We start from the raw sequence: 21,065 nt of genomic DNA on the forward strand, positions 1-21,065 counted from the left end.
ACTGTGCACCGGGACATTACCGACCATCGGGTAAGCTAGCGCCCTCGTTTGCACAGGAATTCCAGGTGGCTGACTCCCCCAACGCTTCTCCCGCGCCCTCCCGCGCGCTGGAAGGTCAGAAACTGCTGTTGTGCGTCGGAGGCGGGATCGCGGCCTACAAGAGCCTGGAGCTGGTGCGGCGCCTGCGCGACGCCGGTGCCCAGGTACAGGTGGCGATGACCGCCGGTGCCCAGCAGTTTGTCACCCCCCTCAGCTTCCAGGCCCTGTCCGGCCAGCCGACCCGCACCACGTTGTGGGACAGCGCCGCCGAACAGGCCATGGGCCACATCGAGCTGGCCCGCTGGGCCGACCGTATCGTGGTCGCGCCGGGCACCGCCGACCTGCTGGCACGGCTGGCCCAGGGCCATGCCGATGACCTGGTCAGCACCCTGTGCCTGGCCAGCACCGCGCCGCTGACGATCTGCCCGGCGATGAACCATCGCATGTGGTTGCATCCGGCCACCCAGGCCAACATCGCCCTGCTGCGCCAGCGTGGTGCGCAGGTGATCGGTCCGGTTGACGGTCCGCTTGCCGAAGGTGAGTCCGGTCCCGGCCGACTGGCCGAGCCGGGCGATATCGTTGCCGCGCTGGCCGCCCATGGCGCTGCCGCGGTGCCGGCTGCCGCGCCGGAAGCCCGTGCGCTGCAGGGGCTGCGCCTGCTGATCAGCGCCGGCCCCACCTATGAAGACATTGATCCGGTCCGCTATGTCGGTAACCGCAGCAGCGGCAAGATGGGCTTCGCCCTGGCCGCTGCTGCTGCGTCGTTGGGCGCGCAGGTGGTGCTGGTCAGCGGCCCGGTGCAGCTGGCAACGCCGCCGGGCGTGCAGCGCATCGATGTGCGTTCGGCCGCGCAGATGCGCGATGCCGTGCTGAAGGCGCTGCCGGCCGACATCTATATCGGTGCCGCTGCGGTGTCCGATTACACGCCGCGCCAGGTTGCCGCGCAGAAGCTGAAGAAGACTGCCGACAGCCAGTCGCTGGTGATCGAGCTGGTGCGTACGCCGGACATCCTCGCCGAGGTCGCTGCGCAGACGCAGTCGCTGAAGCTGGTGGTCGGTTTCGCCGCCGAGACCCACGACGTGGAGAAATACGCACGCGGCAAGCTGCTCGACAAGCGCCTGGACCTGGTGATCGCCAACCAGGTCGGCATCAGTGGCGGCGGGTTCGAGAGCGACAACAATGCCGCCACTGCCTTCTGGCAGGACGGCGAACAGGTATTCCCGGCCACCTCCAAGCGCGAGCTGGCCGAACAACTGCTGGCGCTGATCGCGCGGAGACTCCAAGCATGACCCAGGCTTTCACTTCCCAACCGCTGCAGGTCAAGCTGCTCGATCCGCGCTTCGGCGACAGCTGGCCACTGCCGGCCTATGCCACTGAAGCCAGCGCCGGCATGGACCTGCGCGCGGCGCTGGATACCGCGTTGACCCTGCAGCCGGGCGACACCGCGCTGGTCCCCAGTGGGCTGGCGATCCATATCGGCGATCCGCACCTGTGTGCAGTGATCCTGCCGCGTTCGGGGCTGGGCCATCGCCACGGCATCGTGCTCGGCAACGGCACCGGCCTGATCGATGCCGATTACCAGGGGCCGCTGCTGATCAGCGTCTGGAACCGCGGCCGAGAGGCCTTCACCATCGAGCCGGGCGACCGCATCGCGCAGCTGGTTGTCGTCCCGATCGCCCGCGTGAGCCTGCAGGTGGTGGATACTTTCACCGACAGCGTGCGGGGCGCGGGTGGATTCGGCCACACCGGGGTGCGTTGACAGGGGACATCGATGAGCGGCATCGGGGAAGGACAGCGGGGACGGTCGTTGGGTCGCAGTGCACCTCTACTGGGGGTGCTGCTGATTCTGTTGGCCGGCTGGTTCGGATGGAGCGCGGTGCAGCAATGGCGGCAGGAGGCCAACGGGCAGGCGCTGGAACAAGCGCGTGACCAGGCGGTGCAGGGCCTGCAGCAGGCGGCTGCAGGCCAGTTGCAGCAGTTGCAGCAACAGTTGAAGAAGGAGCGCGTGCAGCAGGCGTTGCAGGCTGGCGACGCCGCTGCGGCGGCGCTGGCCGTGCGCGAAAGCTGGACCGGCGTGGAGCAGGTCGAAGTGCTGACCGCCGATCTGGCCGCTGCCTATGCCGATCCGGCCACCTTCGGTTACGCCCGCCTGGCACTGCTGGAGGCAGCATTGGCCGAGGCCAAGCCCAGCGTGAGGGTCGTGCGTGATGGTGGAGGCAATCGCCTGGGCCTGGCTGCAGCGGTGCAGCTGGGCAGCCTGGGGCGGGCCGTGGTCTATGTCCGCCAGCCCTTGCTGCGGCTGACCTCGCCGCTGGACCAGGTCAGCGCACCGTCGGCTGGTTTCCTCGGCCTGCGCCAGGGTGGATTCGATCTGGTCAGCCAGGGCGACGCGAGCCTGGCCGAAAGCGCGGAAGCGCTGGCCCGCCCGATTCCGGGCACGCCGCTGCGGCTGGTGGCATCGGTACCGAACGTCGACGCCGGGCCACTGGGTCTGGGCGCGTTGGCCAGCGCCATTGTCGCGCTGCTGCTGGCGTTCATTGCTACATTGCTGGTGGTCGGTCGTGGCCGCCTGCCGAAGTCCCTGCCGTTGCCACGTCGCGCCGCCGCTGCCGAGGCCGATCATGGCCCGACCCTGAGCGAAAGCCTGCAGCAGGTACCACCACCGGTGGCCGCGATGACCAGCAGCGATGCCACACCCGCACCGCCGCCGGTACCGGCAGAAGAACTGGCGGCTGGCATCTTCCGTGCCTACGACATCCGCGGCGTGGTCGGCAGCGAATTGACGCCGAAGACCGCCGCGCTGATCGGCCAGGCGATCGGTACCGCGGCCCTGGAGCAGGGCCTGCGCGAGGTGGTGATCGGCCGTGATGGCCGGTTGTCCGGGCCGGAGCTTGCCGCCGGGCTGGCCGAGGGCCTGCGCCGCGCCGGCTGCGCAGTGATCGACATCGGCCTGGCGCCGACCCCGCTGGTGTACTACGCCGCCTTCCATCTGCGTACCGGCACCTGCGTGGCAGTCACCGGCAGCCACAACCCGCCCGAGTACAACGGCTTCAAGGTGGTCATCGGGGGCGAAACGCTGTCCGGTGACGCCATCACCGACCTTTACCAGCGCATCGTCGAGGGCCGCCTGGTGCAGGCGGCCGAGCCGGGCGACTACCAGCAGCGCGATGTCGGCGCCGACTACATCCAGCGCATTGCCGATGACGTGCAGCTGGACCGCCCGCTGAAGGTGGTGGCCGATGCCGGCAACGGTGTGGCCGGCGCGTTCGCGCCGCAGCTGCTGGAAGCGATCGGTGCCGAAGTCATCCCGCTGTACTGCGATGTCGATGGCACCTTCCCCAACCATCACCCCGACCCCAGCGAGCCGGCCAACCTGGAAGACCTGGTGCAGACGGTCAAGCGCTTTGGTGCCGACCTTGGCGTGGCCTTCGATGGCGACGGCGACCGCCTGGGCGTGGTCACCGGCGAAGGCAAGATCATCTATGCCGACCGCCTGCTGATGTTGTTCGCCGCCGATGTGCTGATGCGCAATCCGGGGGCGATGGTGATCTACGACGTGAAGTGCACCGGCAAGTTGTCCGACCACGTGCTGCGCAATGGCGGCAGCCCGCTGATGTGGAAGACCGGGCATTCGCTGATGAAGGCGAAGATGCGCGAAACCGATGCGGAACTGGCCGGCGAGATGAGCGGCCACTTCTTCTTCAAGGAACGCTGGTTCGGTTTCGATGATGGTTTGTACGCGGCGGCACGCCTGCTGGAGATCCTGGCCCAGCGCGAGGAAACCCCGGACGAGGTGCTGGCCGAGCTGCCGGAGATGGTGGCCACGCCGGAACTGAAGGTGCCGGTGGCCGAAGGAACCCCGCACGCGCTGGTGGCGATGCTGGTGGCGGCGGCGCAGTCGCCGGACAACCCGTACGTGGGCGGTCGGCTGTCGACCATCGATGGCCTGCGCGTGGACTTCGCCGATGGCTGGGGCCTGGTGCGTGCGTCCAACACCACGCCGGTGCTGGTGCTGCGTTTCGAGGGCAACGACGAGGCGGCGCTGGAACGCATCCAGGCGCTGTTCCGCAGCCAGCTGCAACCGGTGCTGGGCGACACCCCGCTGGGGTTCTGAGGGCGGGCCGGGCTGCGCCCGGCACCCACCGAATCAACATCAACATCAACAGCAGAAGCGGGCTATCCGTGGGATGGCGGGACGGTGCCGACCTTGGTCGACACGGTAGATCCACGCCGTGCGTGGATGCTCTTCCGAATTCAATGGACGTTCATCCCCGCACGGTGGGCGCCGACCGTTGGTCGGCACGCCTTCACCCCTTGAACCGCAAGCCCACGCCCGGTTCGGTGAACAGGTAGCGCGAATCCAGCGCCGAATCGCCCAGCTTGTGCCGCAGCTTGCCGACCAGGATGCGCAGGTAGTGGGTGTCGTGCTGGTGGGTCGGGCCCCAGATCTCCTGCAGGATCTGCGGCTGGGTCACCACGCGCCCGGCGTTGCGCAGCAGCAGCGACAGCAGCGCGTACTCCTTGCGGGTCAGCGCCACCGGCTCGCCATCGAGCGCCACTTCGCGGCGCACCAGATCCACACGCAGGTGGCCGTCGTCGAACACGGGAGGGGTGCCATCGGTTGGCACGCTGCGGGTGCGCAGCAGCGCCCGCACCCGCGCCATCAGTTCCTGCGTCCCGAATGGCTTGGTCACATAGTCATTGGCCCCGGTATCGAGTGCGCGGACCTTCTCCGCCTCGCCGGCGCGCACGGTCAGCATGATCACCGGCACCTGGCTCCATTGCCGCAGCTGTTCCAGCACCTCGTGGCCCTCCATGTCCGGCAGGCCGATGTCCAGGATGACCAGATCCATGTCCTCGCTGGCCGCCAGCTGCAGGCCTTCCTGGCCGGTCGCCGCCTGCCGCACCAGGTAGCCCTGCGCGCGCAGGCTGATGTCCAGGAACCGGCGGATCTGGGTTTCATCGTCGATCACCAGCACGCGCGCGGCTGGCACGCTGGCATCAATCGGAGTCGGGCTCATCGTGGGAGGCTGGCTTGAGCAGGGGCAGGGTGATGCGGATCAGGGTACCGCGACCGTCGCGTCCGGGCAGCGCCTGTACGTTGCCGCCATGCGCGCCGATCATGCCCTGGCAGATGGTCAGGCCCAGGCCGGTGCCGTGGCGGCCGCGGTCGCCGCGTTCGACGCTGTAGAACATGTCGAAGATGCGCGCACGTTCGTCATCGGGAATACCCGGGCCGGCATCGATCACGTCGATGCGCAGCTGGCCGTCCAGCTCGCGCGCCTGCACCTGTACGGCAGCCTCGGGCGGAGAGAACTTGGCAGCGTTCTCCATCACGTTGAACACCGCCTGCTCAACCAGCGCCGGATGCACCCAGATCGGTGCCAGCGTGGCCGGAATGTCCAGCTCCAGCCGCACCTTCGGCTGGTAGCGCTGCAGGCGCCGCGCCGCTGAGCCGATCAGCTCGTCCACACCGATCCAGTCGCGGTTGATCTTCAGCCCTTCGTGGCCCAGACGGGTCATGTCCAGCAGGTTCTGGATGTAACGGTCCAGCCGCTCGCCCTCGACCAAGATGGTGTCCAGCAACGCGCGGCGGTCGGTGCTGTCCATCGCTTCGCCGTAACTGGCCAGGCTGTCGGCCGAGCCGATCATCGCCGCCAGCGGCGAGCGCAGGTCATGCGACACCGACGAGAGCAGGGCCGAGCGCAGCCGCTCGGTCTCGTTGCTCACGTGTGCCTGCTCCAGTTCGGCGACCAGCCGCGTGCGCAGCGCGGCCTGCGCGATGTCATCCACCATCGCCTCGGCCAGTTGGCGCTGCTCGGGCAGCAGGCGCGCCTGTGCGCCGGGCAGGTACAGGCCGGCCACGCCGATCGCGCGGTCCTCGCCATCCAGCAGCGGCAGGAACCACCACTGTGCACCGGCCAGGGTATCGGTGAAGCGGCCGCTGGACTGGCCGTGGCGCAATGCCCAGTCGGCGGCGGCCAGGTCGGTGTCGCCGGGCTGGCTGCGGCCGCCCGCGGCGGTGTCGGTGCCGATCCGCAGCCAGGCCGGCACGTCCATGGCCTGCTCCAGCGCCTGGCGTCCAGCCTGCGCCACTTCGCCATTGCCGGCCGCGCTGGCCAGCTGCCGGCCCAGCTGCTGGCGTGCACGCGCGTGGCGGTTGGCGGCACGCAGCGCGATCACCTGCATGCGCAGGCGCGAGGCCAGGCGTCCGGCTACCAGTGCCGCAGCCAGGAACAGGAATACGGTGATCACGCCCTGGCGCGCACCGATGGCGAAGGTGAAGCGAGGCGCGATGAACAGGAAGTTGTAGGCGAGGAAACACAGGATTGCCGCCATCACCGCCACGCTGGCGCGGGTGCGTGCAGCCACCAGCACCACCGCCACGATGAACACCATTGACAGGTCGGCCATGCCCACCCAGCGCTCGGCCAGCCACGCTACCGCGCACGCCAGCGCGGTGGCGATCAACGCCTGCACCGGCTCGTGGCTGATGCCGCGCATCGGTGGCCGCAGGCCCTCGCGGCGCGAGCGCGCACGTGCCTGCGGGGTGCTGATGATGGTGATCTCGTAATGTGCGCCGCGCTGGATCAGCTGTTGGGTCAGGGTTCGGTTGAACATCCGTGCCAGTGGACGCTCGCGGGTGCGGCCCAGTACCAGGGTCGACACGCCGTTGTGTGCGGCGTGATCGAGCAGGGCATCGGCGATGCTCGAGCCGTGCAGCAGTTCGGCATCGCCGCCCAGCCGCCGTGCCAGCGCGAACGCAGCATCGATCTCGCGCCGGGTCGCCTCATCCTGGCGCCGGCCCTGCACGGTCACCACGGTCCACGGCGCGTCGCGGCGTTCGGCGATGCGCCGTGCCACGCGCACCAGGTATTCGCTCTGGCCACCGCCGTCGATGGCCACCAGCACGCCACGGCGCAGCGGCAGATTGCCTTCGCCACGCGCGGCACGGGTTTCGCGCAGGCTGCTGTCGACGCGGTCGGCCGCCTCCTGCATGGCCAGTTCGCGCAGGGCGGTCAGGTTGGCCGGCGAGAAGAACGCCTGCAGTGCCTGCGCGGCCTGTTCGGGCACATAGACCTTGCCCTGCTGCAGGCGTGCGATCAGTTCGCGCGGCGGCAGGTCGACCAGCACGATGTCGTGCAGGCGGTCGAGCACGCCATCCGGTACGGTCTCGCTGACGCGTACGCCGGTGATGCGCATCACCACGTCGTTGAGGCTTTCCAGGTGCTGGATGTTGACCGTGGTCCAGACGTCGATGCCGGCGTCCAGCAGCTCCATCACATCCTGCCAGCGCCGCTCGTGGCGGCTGCCCGGTGCGTTGCGGTGGGCCAGTTCATCCACCAGCGCCAGCGCCGGATGCCGTGCCAGCACGGCATCCAGGTCCATCTCCTGCAGGGTATGGCCGTGGTAGTCCACCGCCTTCAGTGGCAGCTGCGGCAGGCCCTCCAGCAGGGCCTGGGTATCGGCGCGGCCATGGGTTTCCACCAGGCCGACCACCAGGTCGACGCCGCGGCGCAGCTGTTCCTGCGCGCGGGTCAGCATGGTGTAGGTCTTGCCCACGCCGGGCGCCGCGCCGAGGAAAACGGTCAGCTTGCCGCCGGCTTCGCGTTGCAGGCCTTCAACCAGGGCATCGGCCTGGCGGGTACGCAGGTCAGTCATGGCCGCCATTGTGCGCGCAGCTGGTGCAGTCCCGCATCACGGTGCCTTGGCCGCGTGGTCCAGCGCGAAGTTCAACGTCACCACGTTCACCCGCGGCTGGCCGAACACGCCCCATTGGCGACCTTCGGTATGCGCCTGCACCAGTGCCTGTACGCGTTCCACCGGCAGGCCGCGGGCCCGCGCCACACGCGCGATCTGCAGCTGGGCCGCTGCCGGCGACAGCTGCGGATCCAGCCCGCCGCCAGACTGGGTGACCAGGTCCGCCGGCACCTGCGCCGGCGCGACACCTTCGCGCGCGGCCACCGCAGCAGTGCTGGCGGCGACGCGCTCGGCCAGGGCCGGGTTGCTGCGCGCCATGTTGGAACCAGCCGCCGCCATCGGGTCGTAGTTGGCCGCCGACGGCCGCGCCTGGAAGTAGCCATCACTGCTGAACGGCTGCGACAGCCACACCGAGCCGCGCACCTGGCCGTTGGCATCGCGCAGCAGGCTGCCTTCGGCCTGGGTCGGGAACGCCAGGCCGGCAAAGCCGGTGGCGATGCCGGCGTAGACTGCACCAGCCAGCAGCAGGGTAGCCAGGCCCAGGCCGATCGCCGGGCGCCAGCTGGCGCCATCCTGCAGGCTGGCCACACGGGCCTCGGCCTTCTGTTCGCGCGGAAGGGAAGAAGAGGAGGAGACAGAACGGTTCATGCGCCGAATACCAGGACAAGAAGAAGGTCGATCACCTTGATCGCCGCGAACGGCAGCAGCACGCCGCCGAGGCCGTACACCAGCATGTTCCGGCGCAGCAGCGCGGTGGCGGTGGCCGGGCGGAAGCGCACGCCACGCAGGGCGAGCGGGATCAGGGCGGGAATCACCAGGGCATTGAAGATCAGCGCCGCCAGCACCGCATTGCGCGGGCTCGACAGCTGCATCACGTTCAATGCGGCCATGGCGGGAACGGCAGCGGCAAACAGCGCCGGCAGGATCGCGAAGTACTTGGACACGTCGTTGGCCAGCGAGAAGGTGGTCAGCGCGCCGCGGGTGATCAGCTGCTGCTTGCCCACTTCCACCACGGCCAACAGCTTGGCCGGGTCCGAATCCAGGTCGACCATGTTGCCGGCTTCCTTGGCCGCCTGCGTACCGGAGTTCATTGCCAGGCCGATATCGGCCTGGGCCAGTGCCGGGGCGTCGTTGGTGCCGTCGCCGACCATCGCCACCAGGCGGCCACCGGCCTGCTCCTGGCGGATGCGGGCCAGCTTGTCTTCCGGGCGTGCCTCGGCAATGTAGTCGTCGACACCGGCTTCGGCGGCGATGGCGGCGGCGGTCAGCGGGTTGTCACCGGTGATCATCACCGTGCGGATGCCCATCGCCCGCAGCTGCGCGAACTTCTCACGCATGCCGTGCTTGACCACGTCCGACAGCTCGATCACGCCCAGCACATGACGGCCCTCGGCCACCACCAGCGGGGTGGCGCCATTGCGCGCGACCTGGTCGACACGACCTGCCAGCTCGGCCGGCACGTTGCCGCCAAGCGCCTGCACATGGGCGCGGATGGCATCGGCGGCACCCTTGCGGATCTGCCGCCCGTGCTCCAGGTCGACGCCGGACATGCGGGTCTGTGCGCTGAAGGCCAGGTACTCGGCCTGGTCCGGCTCGGCAGTGGTACAGCCCTGCTCGCGTGCCAGGCGCACGATCGACTTGCCTTCCGGGGTCGGGTCGGCCAGCGAGGACAGCAACGCCGCTTCACGCAGCTGGCTGGCGTCGATGCCGGCCAACGGATGGAAGTGGCTGGCCTGGCGGTCGCCGTAGGTGATGGTGCCGGTCTTGTCCAGCAGCAGCACGTCGACGTCACCGGCCACTTCCACCGCCTTGCCCGACTTGGCCAGCACGTTGGCGGCCAGCGCACGGTTCATGCCGGCGATGCCGATGGCCGGCAGCAGGCCACCGATGGTGGTCGGGATCAGGCACACCAGCAGCGCGATCAGCAGCAGCGGATCGACCTTGACGCCGACCGCCGCACCGATCGCTGGCAGCGTCGCCACCACCACCAGGAAGGTCAGCGTCATCGCCGCCAGCAGCAGGGTCAGGGCGATCTCGTTCGGGGTCTTCTGCCGGTTGGCACCTTCCACCAGCGCGATCATCCGGTCCAGGAAGCTGTGGCCGGGCTCGGCGGTCACCCGCACGATGATCTGGTCGGACAGCACCTTGGTGCCGCCGATCACACCGGAACGATCGGTGCCTGCCTCGCGCAGCACCGGTGCGGATTCACCGGTCACGGCCGCTTCGTTGATGGTGGCCAGGCCCTGCACGATCTCGCCATCGGCCGGGACCAGTTCACCGGCACTGACGATCACGTGGTCGCCCGGGCGCAGCTCAGCGGCCGGCACCTGGGCTTCGGCGGCGCCGGGATGCGGGGCCGCCAGCCGGCGTGCCACCAGGTCCTGGCGGGCACGCCGCAGCGACGCGGCCTGGCCACGGCCGCGCGCTTCGGCCACGGCCTCGGCGAAGTTGCCGAACAGCACGGTCACCAGCAGGATCGCGGTGACGGCCAGGCCGAAGCCCAGCGGCGCATTGCCGGTCAGGGTGATGATCGCGGCCACGATCGTGCCGGCCATCACCACCGCCATCACCGGGCTGCGGACCAGGTGCATCGGCGAGAGCTTGCGCACCGCCTCGATCAGTGCGCGGCGCAGGCCGGCCGCATCGAGCAGGGCAGGGCGTGGGGCGTGGGAGCTACGGGTTGAACTTGCGTGGGTACTCATTGCGGTGTCCTCAGTGCAGTCCAAGGCTCAGGTGGTCGGCGATCGGGCCGAGTACCAGCGCCGGCATGAACTGCAGCACGGTCAGGATGACGATCACCGAGACCAGGGTCAGGGCGAAGGTCGGGGTTTCGATCTGCAGGCTGCCGGCAGATTCCGGTGCCTGGCGCTTGGCGGCCAGCTGTGCGGCTACCACCAGCGGGATCACCAGCAGCGGGAAGCGGCCCAGCAGCAGCACCAGCGAGCAGCTCAGGTTCCACCACAGCGTGGCGTCGCCCAGCCCCTCGAAGCCCGAACCGTTGTTGGCATAGGCCGAGACGTATTCGTAGAACACCTGGCTGATGCCATGGAAGCCAGGGTTGGAGGTGCCGGCCAGGCCCGGCACGGCCAGGGTGATCGCGGTGAACACCAGCAGCGTGATCGGCTGCAACAGCACCAGCAGGGCCAGCAGGCGCACCTGCGGTGTCTCCAGCTTGCGGCCGAACAGCTCCGGCGTGCGACCTGTCATGAGCCCGGCCAGGAATACGCCCAGCAGCAGGTAGACGATGAACTGCTGCAGGCCACAGCCGATGCCGCCCCAGATTGCGCTGATCAGCATGTTGACCATCGCGATGCCACCGCTCAGCGGTGCCAGCGAATCGTGCATGCCGTTGACCGAGCCATTGGAGACCTGGGTAGTCACCGCCGCCCACAGCGCGGTGCCATCGGCGCCGAAGCGCACTTCCTTGCCCTCCATCAGCAATGGGGTGGCGGCGCTGGCGCTATGGCCCTCGCTCCACATCATCGCGCCGGTGGACAGCAGCGACATGCCCAACATGCAGCTGAACACCAGGGCGCCGAAGCGACGGCGGCCGGTGAACGCGCCGATCATGAAGATCACTGCCATCGGCACCAGCAGGATGCCGATCACCTCCAGCATGTTCGAGACCGGGGTCGGGTTCTCCAGCGGGAAGCTGCTGTTCGGGCCGTACCAGCCTCCGCCATTGGCGCCCAGCTGTTTGGCCGCGACCATCGCTGCCACCGGTCCCAGCGGCAGTTTCTGCTGGGCCATGCCGGCGCTGGCATCGATCGGCGTAGCCTGCGGGCCGCCGGCCATGGTCGACGGCACGCCTTGGCTGGTCAGCAGCAGCGTCCATACCAGGCACAGCGGCAACAGGAAGCGCACGCACAGGCGCACCACGTCCACGTAGTAGTTGCCCACCGCCACCTGGCGGTCATCGCCGGTACCGTTGGCCGACGCAGCCTGCGGCGCACGCGAGAACAACGCCCGCAATGTGGCCACCGCCAGCGCCAGGCCCATCATCGGCGTCACCACCTGCAGGCCGGTGATACCGGTCATCTGCGAGAAGTAGGACAGCTGCGCCTGGCCGGAATAGTGCTGCTGGTTGGTGTTGGTCAGGAACGAGATCATCGTGTGCAGCGCGGTGTCCCAGCGCATGTTCGGGATCTGGTCCGGGTTCAACGGCAACCAGGCCTGGGTCATGAACACGGCCTGGGTCAGCACCGCCACCACCACGTTGCTCAGCACGAAGGCCAGCACGTAGCCGCGCCAGGACATGGCGCGCGACGGATCAACGCCGAACACCTTGTACAGCGGTTTTTCGATCCAGTTGAACAGCACGTCGATCTTCATCGGCGTGCCGCGCATCACCCGCGCCAGGTACAGGCCCAGCGGAAACGCCAGCAGCAGGCTGGCGGCAAGAATGACAAGCATCTCAGTCATGGCAGGCTCCGTTCAGAACGACTCGGGCCGCAGCACGACATAGAGAAGATAGGCGGCGGCGACCAGCACCAGCACGCCACACAACAACGACAGCCAGGGGGACATTGCATTGCGTCCTGGTGGAACCCCTCCACCTCAGGCCGCCATCGTCGTCCTGCCACCCATAAACGCACTACGCGCCGGACCGGGCCGACGCGTAAAGAGTGCATAAATTCGGTCGGCCAACCCGTAACCGCGCCCCGGGTAGCGCCCGGCCATGCCCGGCGGCCGGAGTGTCCTCAGCCTGCCGGTGCAGCTGCCACCGGTGCCAGCCCCTTCAGTTCGCGATAGCGCTGCAGGGTGCTGTCGATCTCGGCCTTCAGCGCCTGCAGCTGCTGCAGGAATCCGGCCTGCAGGCGCTGCTGCGCCTGAAGCTGCACATGCCGCTGGCGGATCGCCTCGGCCTGCTTGTCGGCCACCTTGCCACCGGCCAGCTCACGGTCGCCGGCGGCCGACAGCAGCGCCACCAGCGATTCGCGCAGGCTGGTGACGTTGTACTCGGCGGTCTTCAGGTTGTTGTCCAGCACTTCCTGGCGCTCGGCGAACACCCGCCGCAGGTCGTCCTCGCTGCCATAGGTGGACAGCATCGCCTGCTCGGTACGCTGGCGGGTCTGTTCGGCCATCAGGTCCAGCTGCTGCTGCGCCGCCACGGTGCTGGCAGCGGCGCGTTCCTCGTCGGTCAACGCGCGCTGCACCTGCGCATTGCGCAGGCCACTTTTCGCGTTGAACTCCTCGCGGGCATGGTTGACCGCATCGGCCGGCAGCGAATCACTGCAGATCCGCTCTTTGCCCTCGTTCCAGCAATACAGCTTCTTTTCCACCTTGCCGTTGTCGCGCGACTGCGCCGGCACGGTGAACGGCACGGCCAACAGCAGGCCGGCAAGGACAACAGCAGGAACTCGGGACATGACCTTTCCCCTGGGTCGGTCAGCGGGTCGAACGGACGCCGTACTGGGCCCGGTAGGCTTCCAGCGGCTGCCGGTACCCCACAAGCTCCGGGTTGCCGGAGGCGAAATCAAGCAGGTCGGCCAGCGAAGCGACGGCGATCACCGGAATACCGGCTTCTTCGGCGACCGACTGCGCAGCCGAACGACGGTCGGTTTCCGAGGCGATCTCCTGCCGGTCCAGCGCCACCACGATGCCGGCCGGGGTGCCGCCGGCGGCGCGGATGATGCCCAGCGCTTCGCGGATCGCGGTGCCGGCAGTAATCACGTCATCGACGATCAGCACACGCTTGCCGTTCAGGTCGGCGCCGATCAACTGGCCGCCCTCGCCATGCGCCTTGGCTTCCTTGCGGTTGAACGACAGCGGCAGGTCGCGCCCACGCTGGGCCAGCTCACAGGCCATCGCGGTGGCCAGCGGGATGCCCTTGTAGGCCGGGCCGAACACCACGTCGTACTTGATCCCGCTGGTATCGATGGCGTCGGCGTAACAGGCACCGAGCTGGGACAGCAGCGAACCGGAGTCGAAGCGGCCGGCGTTGAAGAAATAGGGGCTCAGGCGGCCGGACTTGAGGGTGAACTGGCCGAAGCGCAGGGCATCGGCGGTCAGGGCCAGCTGCAGGAAACGGTGGCGGTGGTCGCTCATCAAAACTCGATTCATCTTCATTTGGAGCACAAATCCTAATCCAGCTGGGCGTTTCGCGCTCGTCCGGGCCGTTGTGAAGGCCATCCAGGCCACGCCCGGCAGACTGCGCAGCCCTGCGGGCAACCGGTATGCTTGCCCGGTTTCCCGCCGCAGGTCCCCCGCATGCGCATCATCAGTTTCAACGCCAATGGCATCCGTTCCGCCGCGACCAAGGGCTTTCTCGACTGGTTCCGTGCCCAGGACGCAGACGTCCTGTGCATCCAGGAAACCAAGGCCCAGGAAGATCAGCTGACCGACCCGATGTTCCGCCCTGACGGCCACCACTGCTTCTACCGCGATGCCATCACCAAGAAGGGCTACAGCGGCGTAGCGATCTACAGCAAGCGCGAGCCGGATGAGGTCATCACCTCACTGGGCTGGGCGCCGTTCGATGATGAAGGCCGCTACATCGAGGCGCGCTTCGGCAACCTCAGCGTGGTCTCCTTCTATATCCCGTCCGGCAGCTCGGGTGATCTGCGCCAGGGCTTCAAGTTCGAAGTGATGGAATGGCTGCGGCCGATCCTCGAAGAATGGGCGCGCAGCGGCCGTGACTACGTGCTGTGCGGCGACTGGAACATCGTCCGTTCGGCGTTGGACATCAAGAACTGGAAGTCCAACCAGAAGAACTCCGGTTGCCTGCCGGAGGAGCGCGACTGGCTCAACGCCCTGTGCGCCGACCATGGCCAGGCCAACGATCTTGCCGCCGGTCGCGGCTGGGCCGACGCCTATCGCCTGCTCAATCCCACCGGCGAGGATTACACCTGGTGGAGCAACCGTGGCGCGGCGCGCGCCAACAATGTCGGTTGGCGCATCGACTACCAGTTCATCACCCCGGGCCTGCGTGACCGCCTGCGCGGCTGCTCGATCTACCGCGACGAGCGCTTCTCCGACCACGCCCCGTTCACCGTGGACTACGACCTGTGACCGAGGCGGGCACGCCGGTCAGCTACAAGGGCTGGGCGGGGATCAAGCGTGCTTTCGGTACGCCGTCGGCGCTGACCATGGCCATGCTGGGCTTCGGCAGTGGCCTGCCGTTCCTGCTGATCGCCTCGCAGACGCTGTCCACGCGCCTGCGTGATGTCGGCCTGGACCTGGGCAGCATCGGCCTGATCAGTCTGGCCAGTTTCTTCTACCTGCTGAAGTTCCTGTGGGCACCGCTGCTGGACCGCTACGCCTTCCCGCTGCTGGGCGGGCTCGGCCGCCGCCGTTCGTGGCTGCTGGTGTCGCAGGCGATGGTGCTGGTCGGCCTGGTCGCGCTGGCCTTCGTGCGGCCCGAGCAGGGGGTCTGGCCGCTGGTGGCCTGGGTGCTGGTGGCCTCGTTCGCCGGTGCCACCCAGGACTCCGCCGTCGATGCCTACCGCATCGAGATCGCCCCGCAGGCCGCCCAGGCCGCGTTGGCGGCCACCTATACGCTCGGCTATCGGATCGGCTTGATCCTGGCCGGTGCCGGTGCGCTGTACCTGGCCCAGTTCGAAGGCTGGATCGTCGCTTACCTGGCCATGGCGGCGCTGATGCTGCTGCCGATCGTCACCACCCTGCTGTGCGCCGAACCGGAGCGTCCGGCCACGGCCGTGCAGCGTCGCATCGATGTCGCCGAGGCCTTCGTCCAGCCCATCACCAGCTTCTTCACCCGTAATGGCATTGCGCTGGCGCTGGTGCTGCTGGCCTTCGTCGGCCTGTTCAAGTTCCCGGATCAGGTGATCGGCGTGATGGCCGGGCCGTTCTACCTCGATTCGGGCTTCGACAAGGCCGACATCGCCACGGTCTCCAAGCTGTTCGGCGTCTGGATGGGCATCGGCGGCGCGTTCCTGGGCGGCATCGCGGTGGCCGCGTTCGGCTTCCGCCGCATGCTGCTGGTGGCCGCGCTGGGCGTGGCGCTGTCCAACCTGGCGTTCCTGCTGATGGCGCACAACCCGGGCAAGCTGTGGGCGTTCTACGCCGCGCTCAGTGCCGACAACCTGTTCCAGGGCTTTGCCGGAACCGTGCTGGTCGCCTTCATGTCCTCGCTCACCGACCGCAACTTCACCGCCACCCAGTACGCGCTGCTGGTGTCGCTGGCCAACCTGCCCGGCAAGTTCGTCGGTGGCGTGTCCGGCTACATCGTCGAAGCCACGTCCTACAGCACCTTCTTCATCCTCAGCTCGGTCACCGTGGTCCCAACCCTGCTGCTGCTGGTCTGGCTGTGGCCGCGGATCGCCGACCGCGGGCCGCCACCGGTCGCCTGATTGCCTGTCCGCCCGGTCTGCGGGATCATCGCCCTCGACGCGCCGAGGGGGCGGTGCCTTGCGAACGGGGAAGTGAGCATGGCCGACGTTGTGCTGCGGGACCTTGACCCGCTGCTGCTGGAACGCATCCGACGGGTCGCGGTCGCCCGCGGCTGGACCCACGAACAGACCTGCGCCGCCTTGCTGGAGCAGGGGTTGTTCAGCAGTGAGCTGGAGGTCCGTTCCGGTTTCGGCAATCCCGAAGTCGATGCGCTTTCAGATGCCATCGCCGCCCTGCAGGCCTTGCCAGCAGGGCAGGGGTTTGATTGATCTGATCTGCGCTCGCCGGACATGGCCCGGCGGCTTCATCACCGCTCACGCCAGATGGATCGCGCCCAGGATCCGTGGGCCCTGGGCCCCCGTCACGCTCGGCACGTTGCCGGCCAGCCCATCCATCGTCCGCTGCGCCAGCCAGGCAAACCCCATCGCCTCCACGTACTCCGGGTCCAGCCCGTGCACGGCGCTGGACTCCACCTGCACTCCAGGCAATCGCGCCGCCAGCCGTTTCATCAGTTGCCGGTTGCGCACACCACCGCCACAGACCATCAGGCGCCGGGTCTGCGGCTGCTGCGCCAGCAGCGCGTCGGCCACGGTCACCACGGTCAGTTCCAGCAGGGTCGCCTGCACATCGGCGGCGCTGTACTCGCCTTCGCCCATGTGCGCTTCAGCCCAGGCCAGGTGGAACTGTTCGCGGCCGGTGCTCTTCGGTGGCGGCAGGTCGAACCAGTGGTCCGCGCGCCAGTCAGCCAGCAGGCGCTCGTCCACCGCCCCGCTGGCGGCATAGGCACCGTCGGCATCGAAGGTGCAGCCGGTGTGGCGCTGGCACCAGGCATCCATCAGCGCGTTGGCCGGGCCGGTATCGAAGCCGCGCACCGGGCCCTCGCGCGGAATCAGGGTCAGGTTGGCAATGCCGCCCAGGTTGAGCACCGCGCGGTCCTCATCGGCAGTGCCCAGCATGCCCAGATGGAAGGCCGGCATCAGCGGCGCCCCATGGCCTCCAGCTGCCACGTCGCGGCGGCGGAAATCGCACACCGTGGTGATTCCGGTCAGTTCAGCGATGCGGTTGCCGTCGCCCAGCTGCACGGTGAAGGCCGGGTCGGCCAGCGGGCGATGGCGCACGGTCTGGCCATGCGAACCGATCGCCCGCACCTGCGCCCGGTCCACTCCGGCTTCGGCCAGCAGTTGGTTGGCTGCAGCGGCGAAGGCGATTGCGATCCGGGCGTCCAGCTCGCCCAGTTCCTCCAGCGAGTCCAGCGGCCCGCCTTCGCCCAGCGCCACCAGCCGTGCACGCAGCACCGGCTCCCAGCGGGCGGTCAGCCCGTGCACGAAGCGGCAACCGCCGCCAGCGGGGAACTGCACCAGCGCAGCGTCGATTCCGTCGGCGCTGGTGCCCGACATCAGGCCAAGGTACAGGGGGGCGTCAGCGTCGGCAGTCGTGTTCATGGCAGGCATAAAAAAAGGACACGGCAAGCTTGGGCTGCCGCGTCCTTCTTCGTCAACGCAGAGGCTCAGCCGCGCTTGCGGCCGCTGCTGTTCTTGTCCTTGGCGCTGGCTACTTCAGGTGCGGCCTCGTCCCGACTGGTCGGCGCCGGGCTGGCATCGGCGTAGATCAGCTTCTCCATGCCCTGGATGCGGGCCATCGCCGGCGCGGTCTGCGCGCGGAAGGCCACCAGCTCGGCCCCCTTCAACGGCTCCGGCGGCGGCATGGTCACGGTCAGCGGGTTGCGATGCTCGCCGTTGACGCGGAATTCGTAGTGCAGGTGCGGGCCGGTCGCCAGGCCCGTCGAGCCGACGTAGCCGATCACCGTGCCCTGCGCCACGCGCTGGCCGGTCTTGATGTTCGCAAAGCGCGACATGTGGCCGTACAGGGTGGTGTGGCCACGGCCATGGTCGAGGATCACCACGTTGCCGTAGCCGTTCTGCACGCCGGCGAACTGCACGCGGGCGTCGCCGGCGGCCATGATCGGGGTACCGGTGCGCGCGGCATAGTCCACGCCCTTGTGCATGCGCATCTTGCCCAGCACCGGGTGCTTGCGCGCGCCGAAGGTCGAGCTCAGCCGCGCGAACGGGATCGGCATGCGGATGAAGCTCTTCTTCAGCGAACGGCCACTGATGTCGTAGTACTCGGACTTGCCGTTGCGGTCAAAGCGGAAGCCCGAATAGGTCTTGCCACCGGTGGTGAAGGTCGCCGCCAGGATCTTGCTGGTGTCCACCCTCTCGCCTTCGCGCCAGGTTTCGTCCATCACCACGCTGAAGCGGTCGCCCGGCTGCAGATCCTTGGAGAAGTCGATGTCGTACTTGAAGATGTCGTCGGTCATCGTCGCGATCGCCGACGGCGACAACCCGGCCCGGCGGGCCGCGGCATACAGCGAACTGGTGATCTCGCCGCTGGTGACCACCGTGCGGGTGGAGGTTTCGCGCCGGGACACCTTCTCCTTGATGTCATCCCCCGCCAGGCTCAGCTCGACCCGGTTCTCGTCGTCGCGGTCGAAGCGGATGCTGCGCAGGTCACCGGACAGCGGCATATCGAAGGCGATCTCGGCGCCCGGGCGCAGCTTGGTCAGTGCCTCGCGCGCACCCGGGTGGTCCAGAACCCGGTGCAGCGTGGTGGCCGGGATGCCGGCCTTGTCGAACAGATCGCTCAGGGTCTGCCCGCGCTGCACGCGCAGCACCTGCCAGCTGTCGCCGGGGACCTGCTGCTGGCGGGCCATGGTCAGCGGCGGCAACGGCAGCGCCAGGCTGGTATGGCTGTCGGCGTAGGGGGCGTCGATGGTGTGCGAGAAGCCGGGGACGATCGTCGCCACCAGGGCGCCGATGGTCGCGAACAGGCTGGCATGCATCCAATGGCGCCGGGTCCAGCGCTCGTTGAAGGCGGCGGGAAGGTGTTGCCTGAGCTTCCGATGCAGGGCGTTGTCGTGCAGGACGTGGAGGCGTTCCTGGAAGCGCTGCTTGCGTGCGCGCCCTTGTTCGGAATTGTGCATCGGCGGTTTTTTCCTGGCGGCCGGGAGTGCGGGCTTGATCGCCGGTTACCATAGACACCTGAGAAAACCGCGTCAAACCCTTGTGCCCATTGGCTTTTGTGAAGCCAATCGGGTTAACTTTGCTTTAACACCCCACACAAGAATCGGCGTTGCCGGGAGTAGTCACGTGTCCTCGATTGAAGAAGCCCTTGCCCTGATCGGCCGTGGTGCCGACGAGATCCTCAAGCTCGAGGATCTGCGTGCGCGCCTGCAGGAAGGCCGCCCGCTGCGGATCAAGGCCGGCTTCGACCCCACCGCGCCCGACCTGCACCTGGGCCACACGGTGCTGCTGAACAAGATGCGCCAGTTCCAGGATCTCGGCCATCAGGTCATCTTCCTGATCGGCGACTTCACCGGGATGATCGGCGACCCGTCCGGCAAGAGCCTGACCCGCAAGCCACTCAGCCGCGACGATGTTCTGGCCAACGCCCGCACCTACGAGGAGCAGGTGTTCAAGGTGCTCGACCGCAGCCGTACCGAGGTCCGTTTCAATTCGGAATGGTTCGGCAAGATGGGCGCGGCCGACATGATCCGCCTGGCCGGCCAGCACACCGTGGCGCGCATGCTCGAGCGCGACGACTTCGCCAAGCGTTACGCCGCCCAGCAGTCCATCGCCATCCATGAGTTCCTGTACCCGCTGGTGCAGGGCTACGACTCGGTGGCCCTGGAAGCCGACGTCGAGCTCGGCGGTACCGACCAGAAGTTCAACCTGCTGATGGGCCGTGGCCTGCAGGAACACCACGGCCAGAAGCCGCAGGTGGTGCTGACCATGCCGCTGCTGGAAGGCCTGGACGGCGTCAACAAGATGTCCAAGTCGCTGGGCAACTACATTGGTATCAGCGAGCCGGCCATCGACATCGTCACCAAGACCATGAAGGTGGACGACACCTTGATGTGGCGCTGGATCGAGCTGCTGTCGTTCGACATCAGCCAGGTCGAAGCCGTGCAGCTGCGTGAGCAGGTGGCCAATGGCGGCCTGAACCCGCGTGTGGTCAAGCTGCGCCTGGCGCGCGAACTGGCGACCCGCTTCCATGACGCTGCAGCGGCCGAGCAGGCGATCGCCGGCTGGGAAGCGGCGGTGACCGGGCAGGGCGACATCACCCAGCTGCCGCTGCAGGACGTGGCGATTCCGGCTGAAGGCCTGCGCATCGCCGCGCTGCTGACCGCCGCCGGTCTGACGCCGAGCAACTCCGAGGCCAACCGCAAGCTCAAGGAGCGTGCGGTCAAGGTGGATGGCGAAGTGGTCGAAGACGGGCAGCAGGTGCTGCAGCCGGGCTTTGAGGGGCTGCTGCAGGTCGGCAAGCGCACCTTTGCCCGCGTGCGCCTGGTGGCTGCCTGACCACATGCAGGGGCCGGCGCCAGCCGGCCCCTGCTTCTGCTCTTGTAGAGCCGAAGGCAACGGCAGGAGCCGTTGCCAACGCCGCTTGCGACGGCCCGCAGGGGGGCCGGGCAGGACGCCCGGCATAGCCATGCTCGGCTGCTCTTCGCGGCATCCTCCCGCAGGGCGCGATGGATGAACGGATGCAACATCCGTTGAAAAAATCGCCACACCCCCTTCACAAATGATGCAGATGGGGACATACTTCTCCTCCCCCGTCGCAGGGGTCGCCACCAAGGGGCTTCAGCGACAACAGGGCGCCTACCACCGCCGAACGAGATGATCGAACGAAGGTGTTGACGGACTGAAAAAGTCTGGCATAATAGGCGGCTCGCTACGAAGGAAACTTCGCAGCACACGGGAGCGGCGCTGAGGCCACTTCCCCTGATCTTTGAAAGTATGCGCAGGTATCTTGTGAAGGCGCCTGCAGGAAGGATGATTGTCCATCTTGCAGACGTTTGATCAAGCAACTATTAATTGTTTTTAAAGCAAGCGATACGTTGCCAGCATCAATCATCTGCAGCTTTAAATTTTGATCTTCGGATCATGTAGTTTTAAGTGAAGAGTTTGATCCTG

At 67.8% G+C, this 21,065-nt stretch carries 17 protein-coding genes; 7 read left to right on the forward strand and 10 right to left on the reverse strand.

The features are described 5' to 3' along the window. Positions 1 to 65: 65 nt before the first annotated feature. The 3 genes from coaBC to ABH900_RS16655 are packed head-to-tail and all read left to right on the forward strand — an operon-like array spanning position 66 to position 4,153. Positions 66 to 1,328 carry a bifunctional phosphopantothenoylcysteine decarboxylase/phosphopantothenate--cysteine ligase CoaBC gene (gene coaBC, locus ABH900_RS16645; RefSeq protein ID WP_429624239.1) on the forward strand — a complete coding sequence of 421 codons (1,263 nt, stop codon included), beginning with the start codon at positions 66 to 68 and terminating at the stop codon, positions 1,326 to 1,328. Next, complete coding sequence (gene dut, locus ABH900_RS16650; RefSeq protein ID WP_429624240.1) at positions 1,325 to 1,798, forward strand: dUTP diphosphatase; 474 nt, start codon at positions 1,325 to 1,327, stop codon at positions 1,796 to 1,798. Before coaBC ends, dut begins: the two co-directional genes overlap by 4 nt. 12 nt (positions 1,799 to 1,810) lie before the next feature. Further along, entirely contained in the window at positions 1,811 to 4,153 is a 2,343-nt protein-coding gene (locus ABH900_RS16655) for a phosphomannomutase/phosphoglucomutase (protein ID WP_429624241.1), read from the forward strand. A 193-nt stretch (positions 4,154 to 4,346) separates the two neighbouring features. On the opposite strand, the gene ABH900_RS16660 is transcribed toward ABH900_RS16655, so the two are convergent. From ABH900_RS16660 to pyrE, 8 genes are all read right to left on the reverse strand, one after another. Continuing rightward, entirely contained in the window at positions 4,347 to 5,060 is a 714-nt protein-coding gene (locus ABH900_RS16660) for a response regulator transcription factor (RefSeq protein WP_429624242.1), read from the reverse strand. Beyond that, positions 5,041 to 7,701, reverse strand: coding sequence for an ATP-binding protein (locus ABH900_RS16665; protein ID WP_429624243.1), 2,661 nt, complete (start codon positions 7,699 to 7,701; stop codon positions 5,041 to 5,043). The genes ABH900_RS16660 and ABH900_RS16665 overlap by 20 nt, the downstream gene beginning before the upstream one ends. A 36-nt stretch (positions 7,702 to 7,737) precedes the next feature. Further along, the gene (gene kdpC / locus ABH900_RS16670; protein WP_429624244.1) at positions 7,738 to 8,388 is read right to left on the reverse strand and encodes a potassium-transporting ATPase subunit KdpC; all 651 of its coding nucleotides are present in this window, start codon (positions 8,386 to 8,388) and stop codon (positions 7,738 to 7,740) included. Further along, on the reverse strand, positions 8,385 to 10,442 hold the full coding sequence (gene kdpB / locus ABH900_RS16675; RefSeq protein ID WP_429624245.1) for a potassium-transporting ATPase subunit KdpB: 2,058 nt from the start codon (positions 10,440 to 10,442) through the stop codon (positions 8,385 to 8,387). Before kdpB ends, kdpC begins: the two co-directional genes overlap by 4 nt. A gap of 10 nt (positions 10,443 to 10,452) precedes the next feature. Continuing rightward, complete coding sequence (gene kdpA / locus ABH900_RS16680; RefSeq protein ID WP_429624246.1) at positions 10,453 to 12,162, reverse strand: potassium-transporting ATPase subunit KdpA; 1,710 nt, start codon at positions 12,160 to 12,162, stop codon at positions 10,453 to 10,455. A gap of 12 nt (positions 12,163 to 12,174) precedes the next feature. Further along, positions 12,175 to 12,267 carry a potassium-transporting ATPase subunit F gene (locus ABH900_RS16685; protein ID WP_005407770.1) on the reverse strand — a complete coding sequence of 31 codons (93 nt, stop codon included), beginning with the start codon at positions 12,265 to 12,267 and terminating at the stop codon, positions 12,175 to 12,177. Between the two features lie 173 nt (positions 12,268 to 12,440). Then, the gene (locus ABH900_RS16690; RefSeq protein WP_429624247.1) at positions 12,441 to 13,109 is read right to left on the reverse strand and encodes a hypothetical protein; all 669 of its coding nucleotides are present in this window, start codon (positions 13,107 to 13,109) and stop codon (positions 12,441 to 12,443) included. Between the two features lie 19 nt (positions 13,110 to 13,128). Then, entirely contained in the window at positions 13,129 to 13,788 is a 660-nt protein-coding gene (gene pyrE, locus ABH900_RS16695) for an orotate phosphoribosyltransferase (RefSeq protein ID WP_429624248.1), read from the reverse strand. A gap of 162 nt (positions 13,789 to 13,950) precedes the next feature. Here pyrE and ABH900_RS16700 point away from each other — a divergent pair, with 162 nt between their 5' ends. The 3 genes from ABH900_RS16700 to ABH900_RS16710 all read left to right on the forward strand — a co-directional run bounded on the left by ABH900_RS16700 (position 13,951) and on the right by ABH900_RS16710 (position 16,361). Continuing rightward, on the forward strand, positions 13,951 to 14,751 hold the full coding sequence (locus ABH900_RS16700) for an exodeoxyribonuclease III (RefSeq protein ID WP_429624249.1): 801 nt from the start codon (positions 13,951 to 13,953) through the stop codon (positions 14,749 to 14,751). Then, positions 14,748 to 16,052 (forward strand): AmpG family muropeptide MFS transporter, encoded by a 1,305-nt coding sequence (locus ABH900_RS16705; protein WP_429624250.1) that lies wholly within the window; start codon positions 14,748 to 14,750, stop codon positions 16,050 to 16,052. Before ABH900_RS16700 ends, ABH900_RS16705 begins: the two co-directional genes overlap by 4 nt. 78 nt (positions 16,053 to 16,130) lie before the next feature. Further along, complete coding sequence (locus ABH900_RS16710; RefSeq protein ID WP_429624251.1) at positions 16,131 to 16,361, forward strand: hypothetical protein; 231 nt, start codon at positions 16,131 to 16,133, stop codon at positions 16,359 to 16,361. A gap of 45 nt (positions 16,362 to 16,406) precedes the next feature. On the opposite strand, the gene ABH900_RS16715 is transcribed toward ABH900_RS16710, so the two are convergent. Both ABH900_RS16715 and ABH900_RS16720 read right to left on the reverse strand, forming a co-directional pair. Next, positions 16,407 to 17,534 carry an anhydro-N-acetylmuramic acid kinase gene (locus ABH900_RS16715; protein WP_429624252.1) on the reverse strand — a complete coding sequence of 376 codons (1,128 nt, stop codon included), beginning with the start codon at positions 17,532 to 17,534 and terminating at the stop codon, positions 16,407 to 16,409. Between the two features lie 65 nt (positions 17,535 to 17,599). Further along, complete coding sequence (locus ABH900_RS16720) at positions 17,600 to 19,072, reverse strand: peptidoglycan DD-metalloendopeptidase family protein (protein WP_429624253.1); 1,473 nt, start codon at positions 19,070 to 19,072, stop codon at positions 17,600 to 17,602. Between the two features lie 166 nt (positions 19,073 to 19,238). Here ABH900_RS16720 and tyrS point away from each other — a divergent pair, with 166 nt between their 5' ends. Next, positions 19,239 to 20,450: a tyrosine--tRNA ligase gene (tyrS, locus tag ABH900_RS16725; RefSeq protein WP_429624254.1), complete on the forward strand. Its 1,212-nt coding sequence runs from the start codon at positions 19,239 to 19,241 to the stop codon at positions 20,448 to 20,450. Positions 20,451 to 21,065 lie beyond the last annotated feature (615 nt).

Origin of the sequence: Stenotrophomonas sp. AN71 (assembly GCF_050435725.1) — a bacterium.
In the GTDB taxonomy this organism is placed as follows: Bacteria; Pseudomonadota; Gammaproteobacteria; order Xanthomonadales; family Xanthomonadaceae; genus Stenotrophomonas.

Bases quoted from the DNA above. Each gene is read 5' to 3' on its own strand.
- dut (WP_429624240.1), top strand. From the start codon at position 1,325: ATGACCCAGGCTTTCACTTCCCAACCGCTGCAGGTCAAGCTGCTCGAT.
- ABH900_RS16655 (WP_429624241.1), top strand. From the start codon at position 1,811: ATGAGCGGCATCGGGGAAGGACAGCGGGGACGGTCGTTGGGTCGCAGT.
- ABH900_RS16660 (WP_429624242.1), bottom strand. From the start codon at position 5,060: ATGAGCCCGACTCCGATTGATGCCAGCGTGCCAGCCGCGCGCGTGCTG.
- ABH900_RS16665 (WP_429624243.1), bottom strand. From the start codon at position 7,701: ATGACTGACCTGCGTACCCGCCAGGCCGATGCCCTGGTTGAAGGCCTG.
- kdpC (WP_429624244.1), bottom strand. From the start codon at position 8,388: ATGAACCGTTCTGTCTCCTCCTCTTCTTCCCTTCCGCGCGAACAGAAG.
- kdpB (WP_429624245.1), bottom strand. From the start codon at position 10,442: ATGAGTACCCACGCAAGTTCAACCCGTAGCTCCCACGCCCCACGCCCT.
- kdpA (WP_429624246.1), bottom strand. From the start codon at position 12,162: ATGACTGAGATGCTTGTCATTCTTGCCGCCAGCCTGCTGCTGGCGTTT.
- ABH900_RS16685 (WP_005407770.1), bottom strand. From the start codon at position 12,267: ATGTCCCCCTGGCTGTCGTTGTTGTGTGGCGTGCTGGTGCTGGTCGCC.
- ABH900_RS16690 (WP_429624247.1), bottom strand. From the start codon at position 13,109: ATGTCCCGAGTTCCTGCTGTTGTCCTTGCCGGCCTGCTGTTGGCCGTG.
- pyrE (WP_429624248.1), bottom strand. From the start codon at position 13,788: ATGAGCGACCACCGCCACCGTTTCCTGCAGCTGGCCCTGACCGCCGAT.
- ABH900_RS16700 (WP_429624249.1), top strand. From the start codon at position 13,951: ATGCGCATCATCAGTTTCAACGCCAATGGCATCCGTTCCGCCGCGACC.
- ABH900_RS16710 (WP_429624251.1), top strand. From the start codon at position 16,131: ATGGCCGACGTTGTGCTGCGGGACCTTGACCCGCTGCTGCTGGAACGC.
- ABH900_RS16715 (WP_429624252.1), bottom strand. From the start codon at position 17,534: ATGAACACGACTGCCGACGCTGACGCCCCCCTGTACCTTGGCCTGATG.
- ABH900_RS16720 (WP_429624253.1), bottom strand. From the start codon at position 19,072: ATGCACAATTCCGAACAAGGGCGCGCACGCAAGCAGCGCTTCCAGGAA.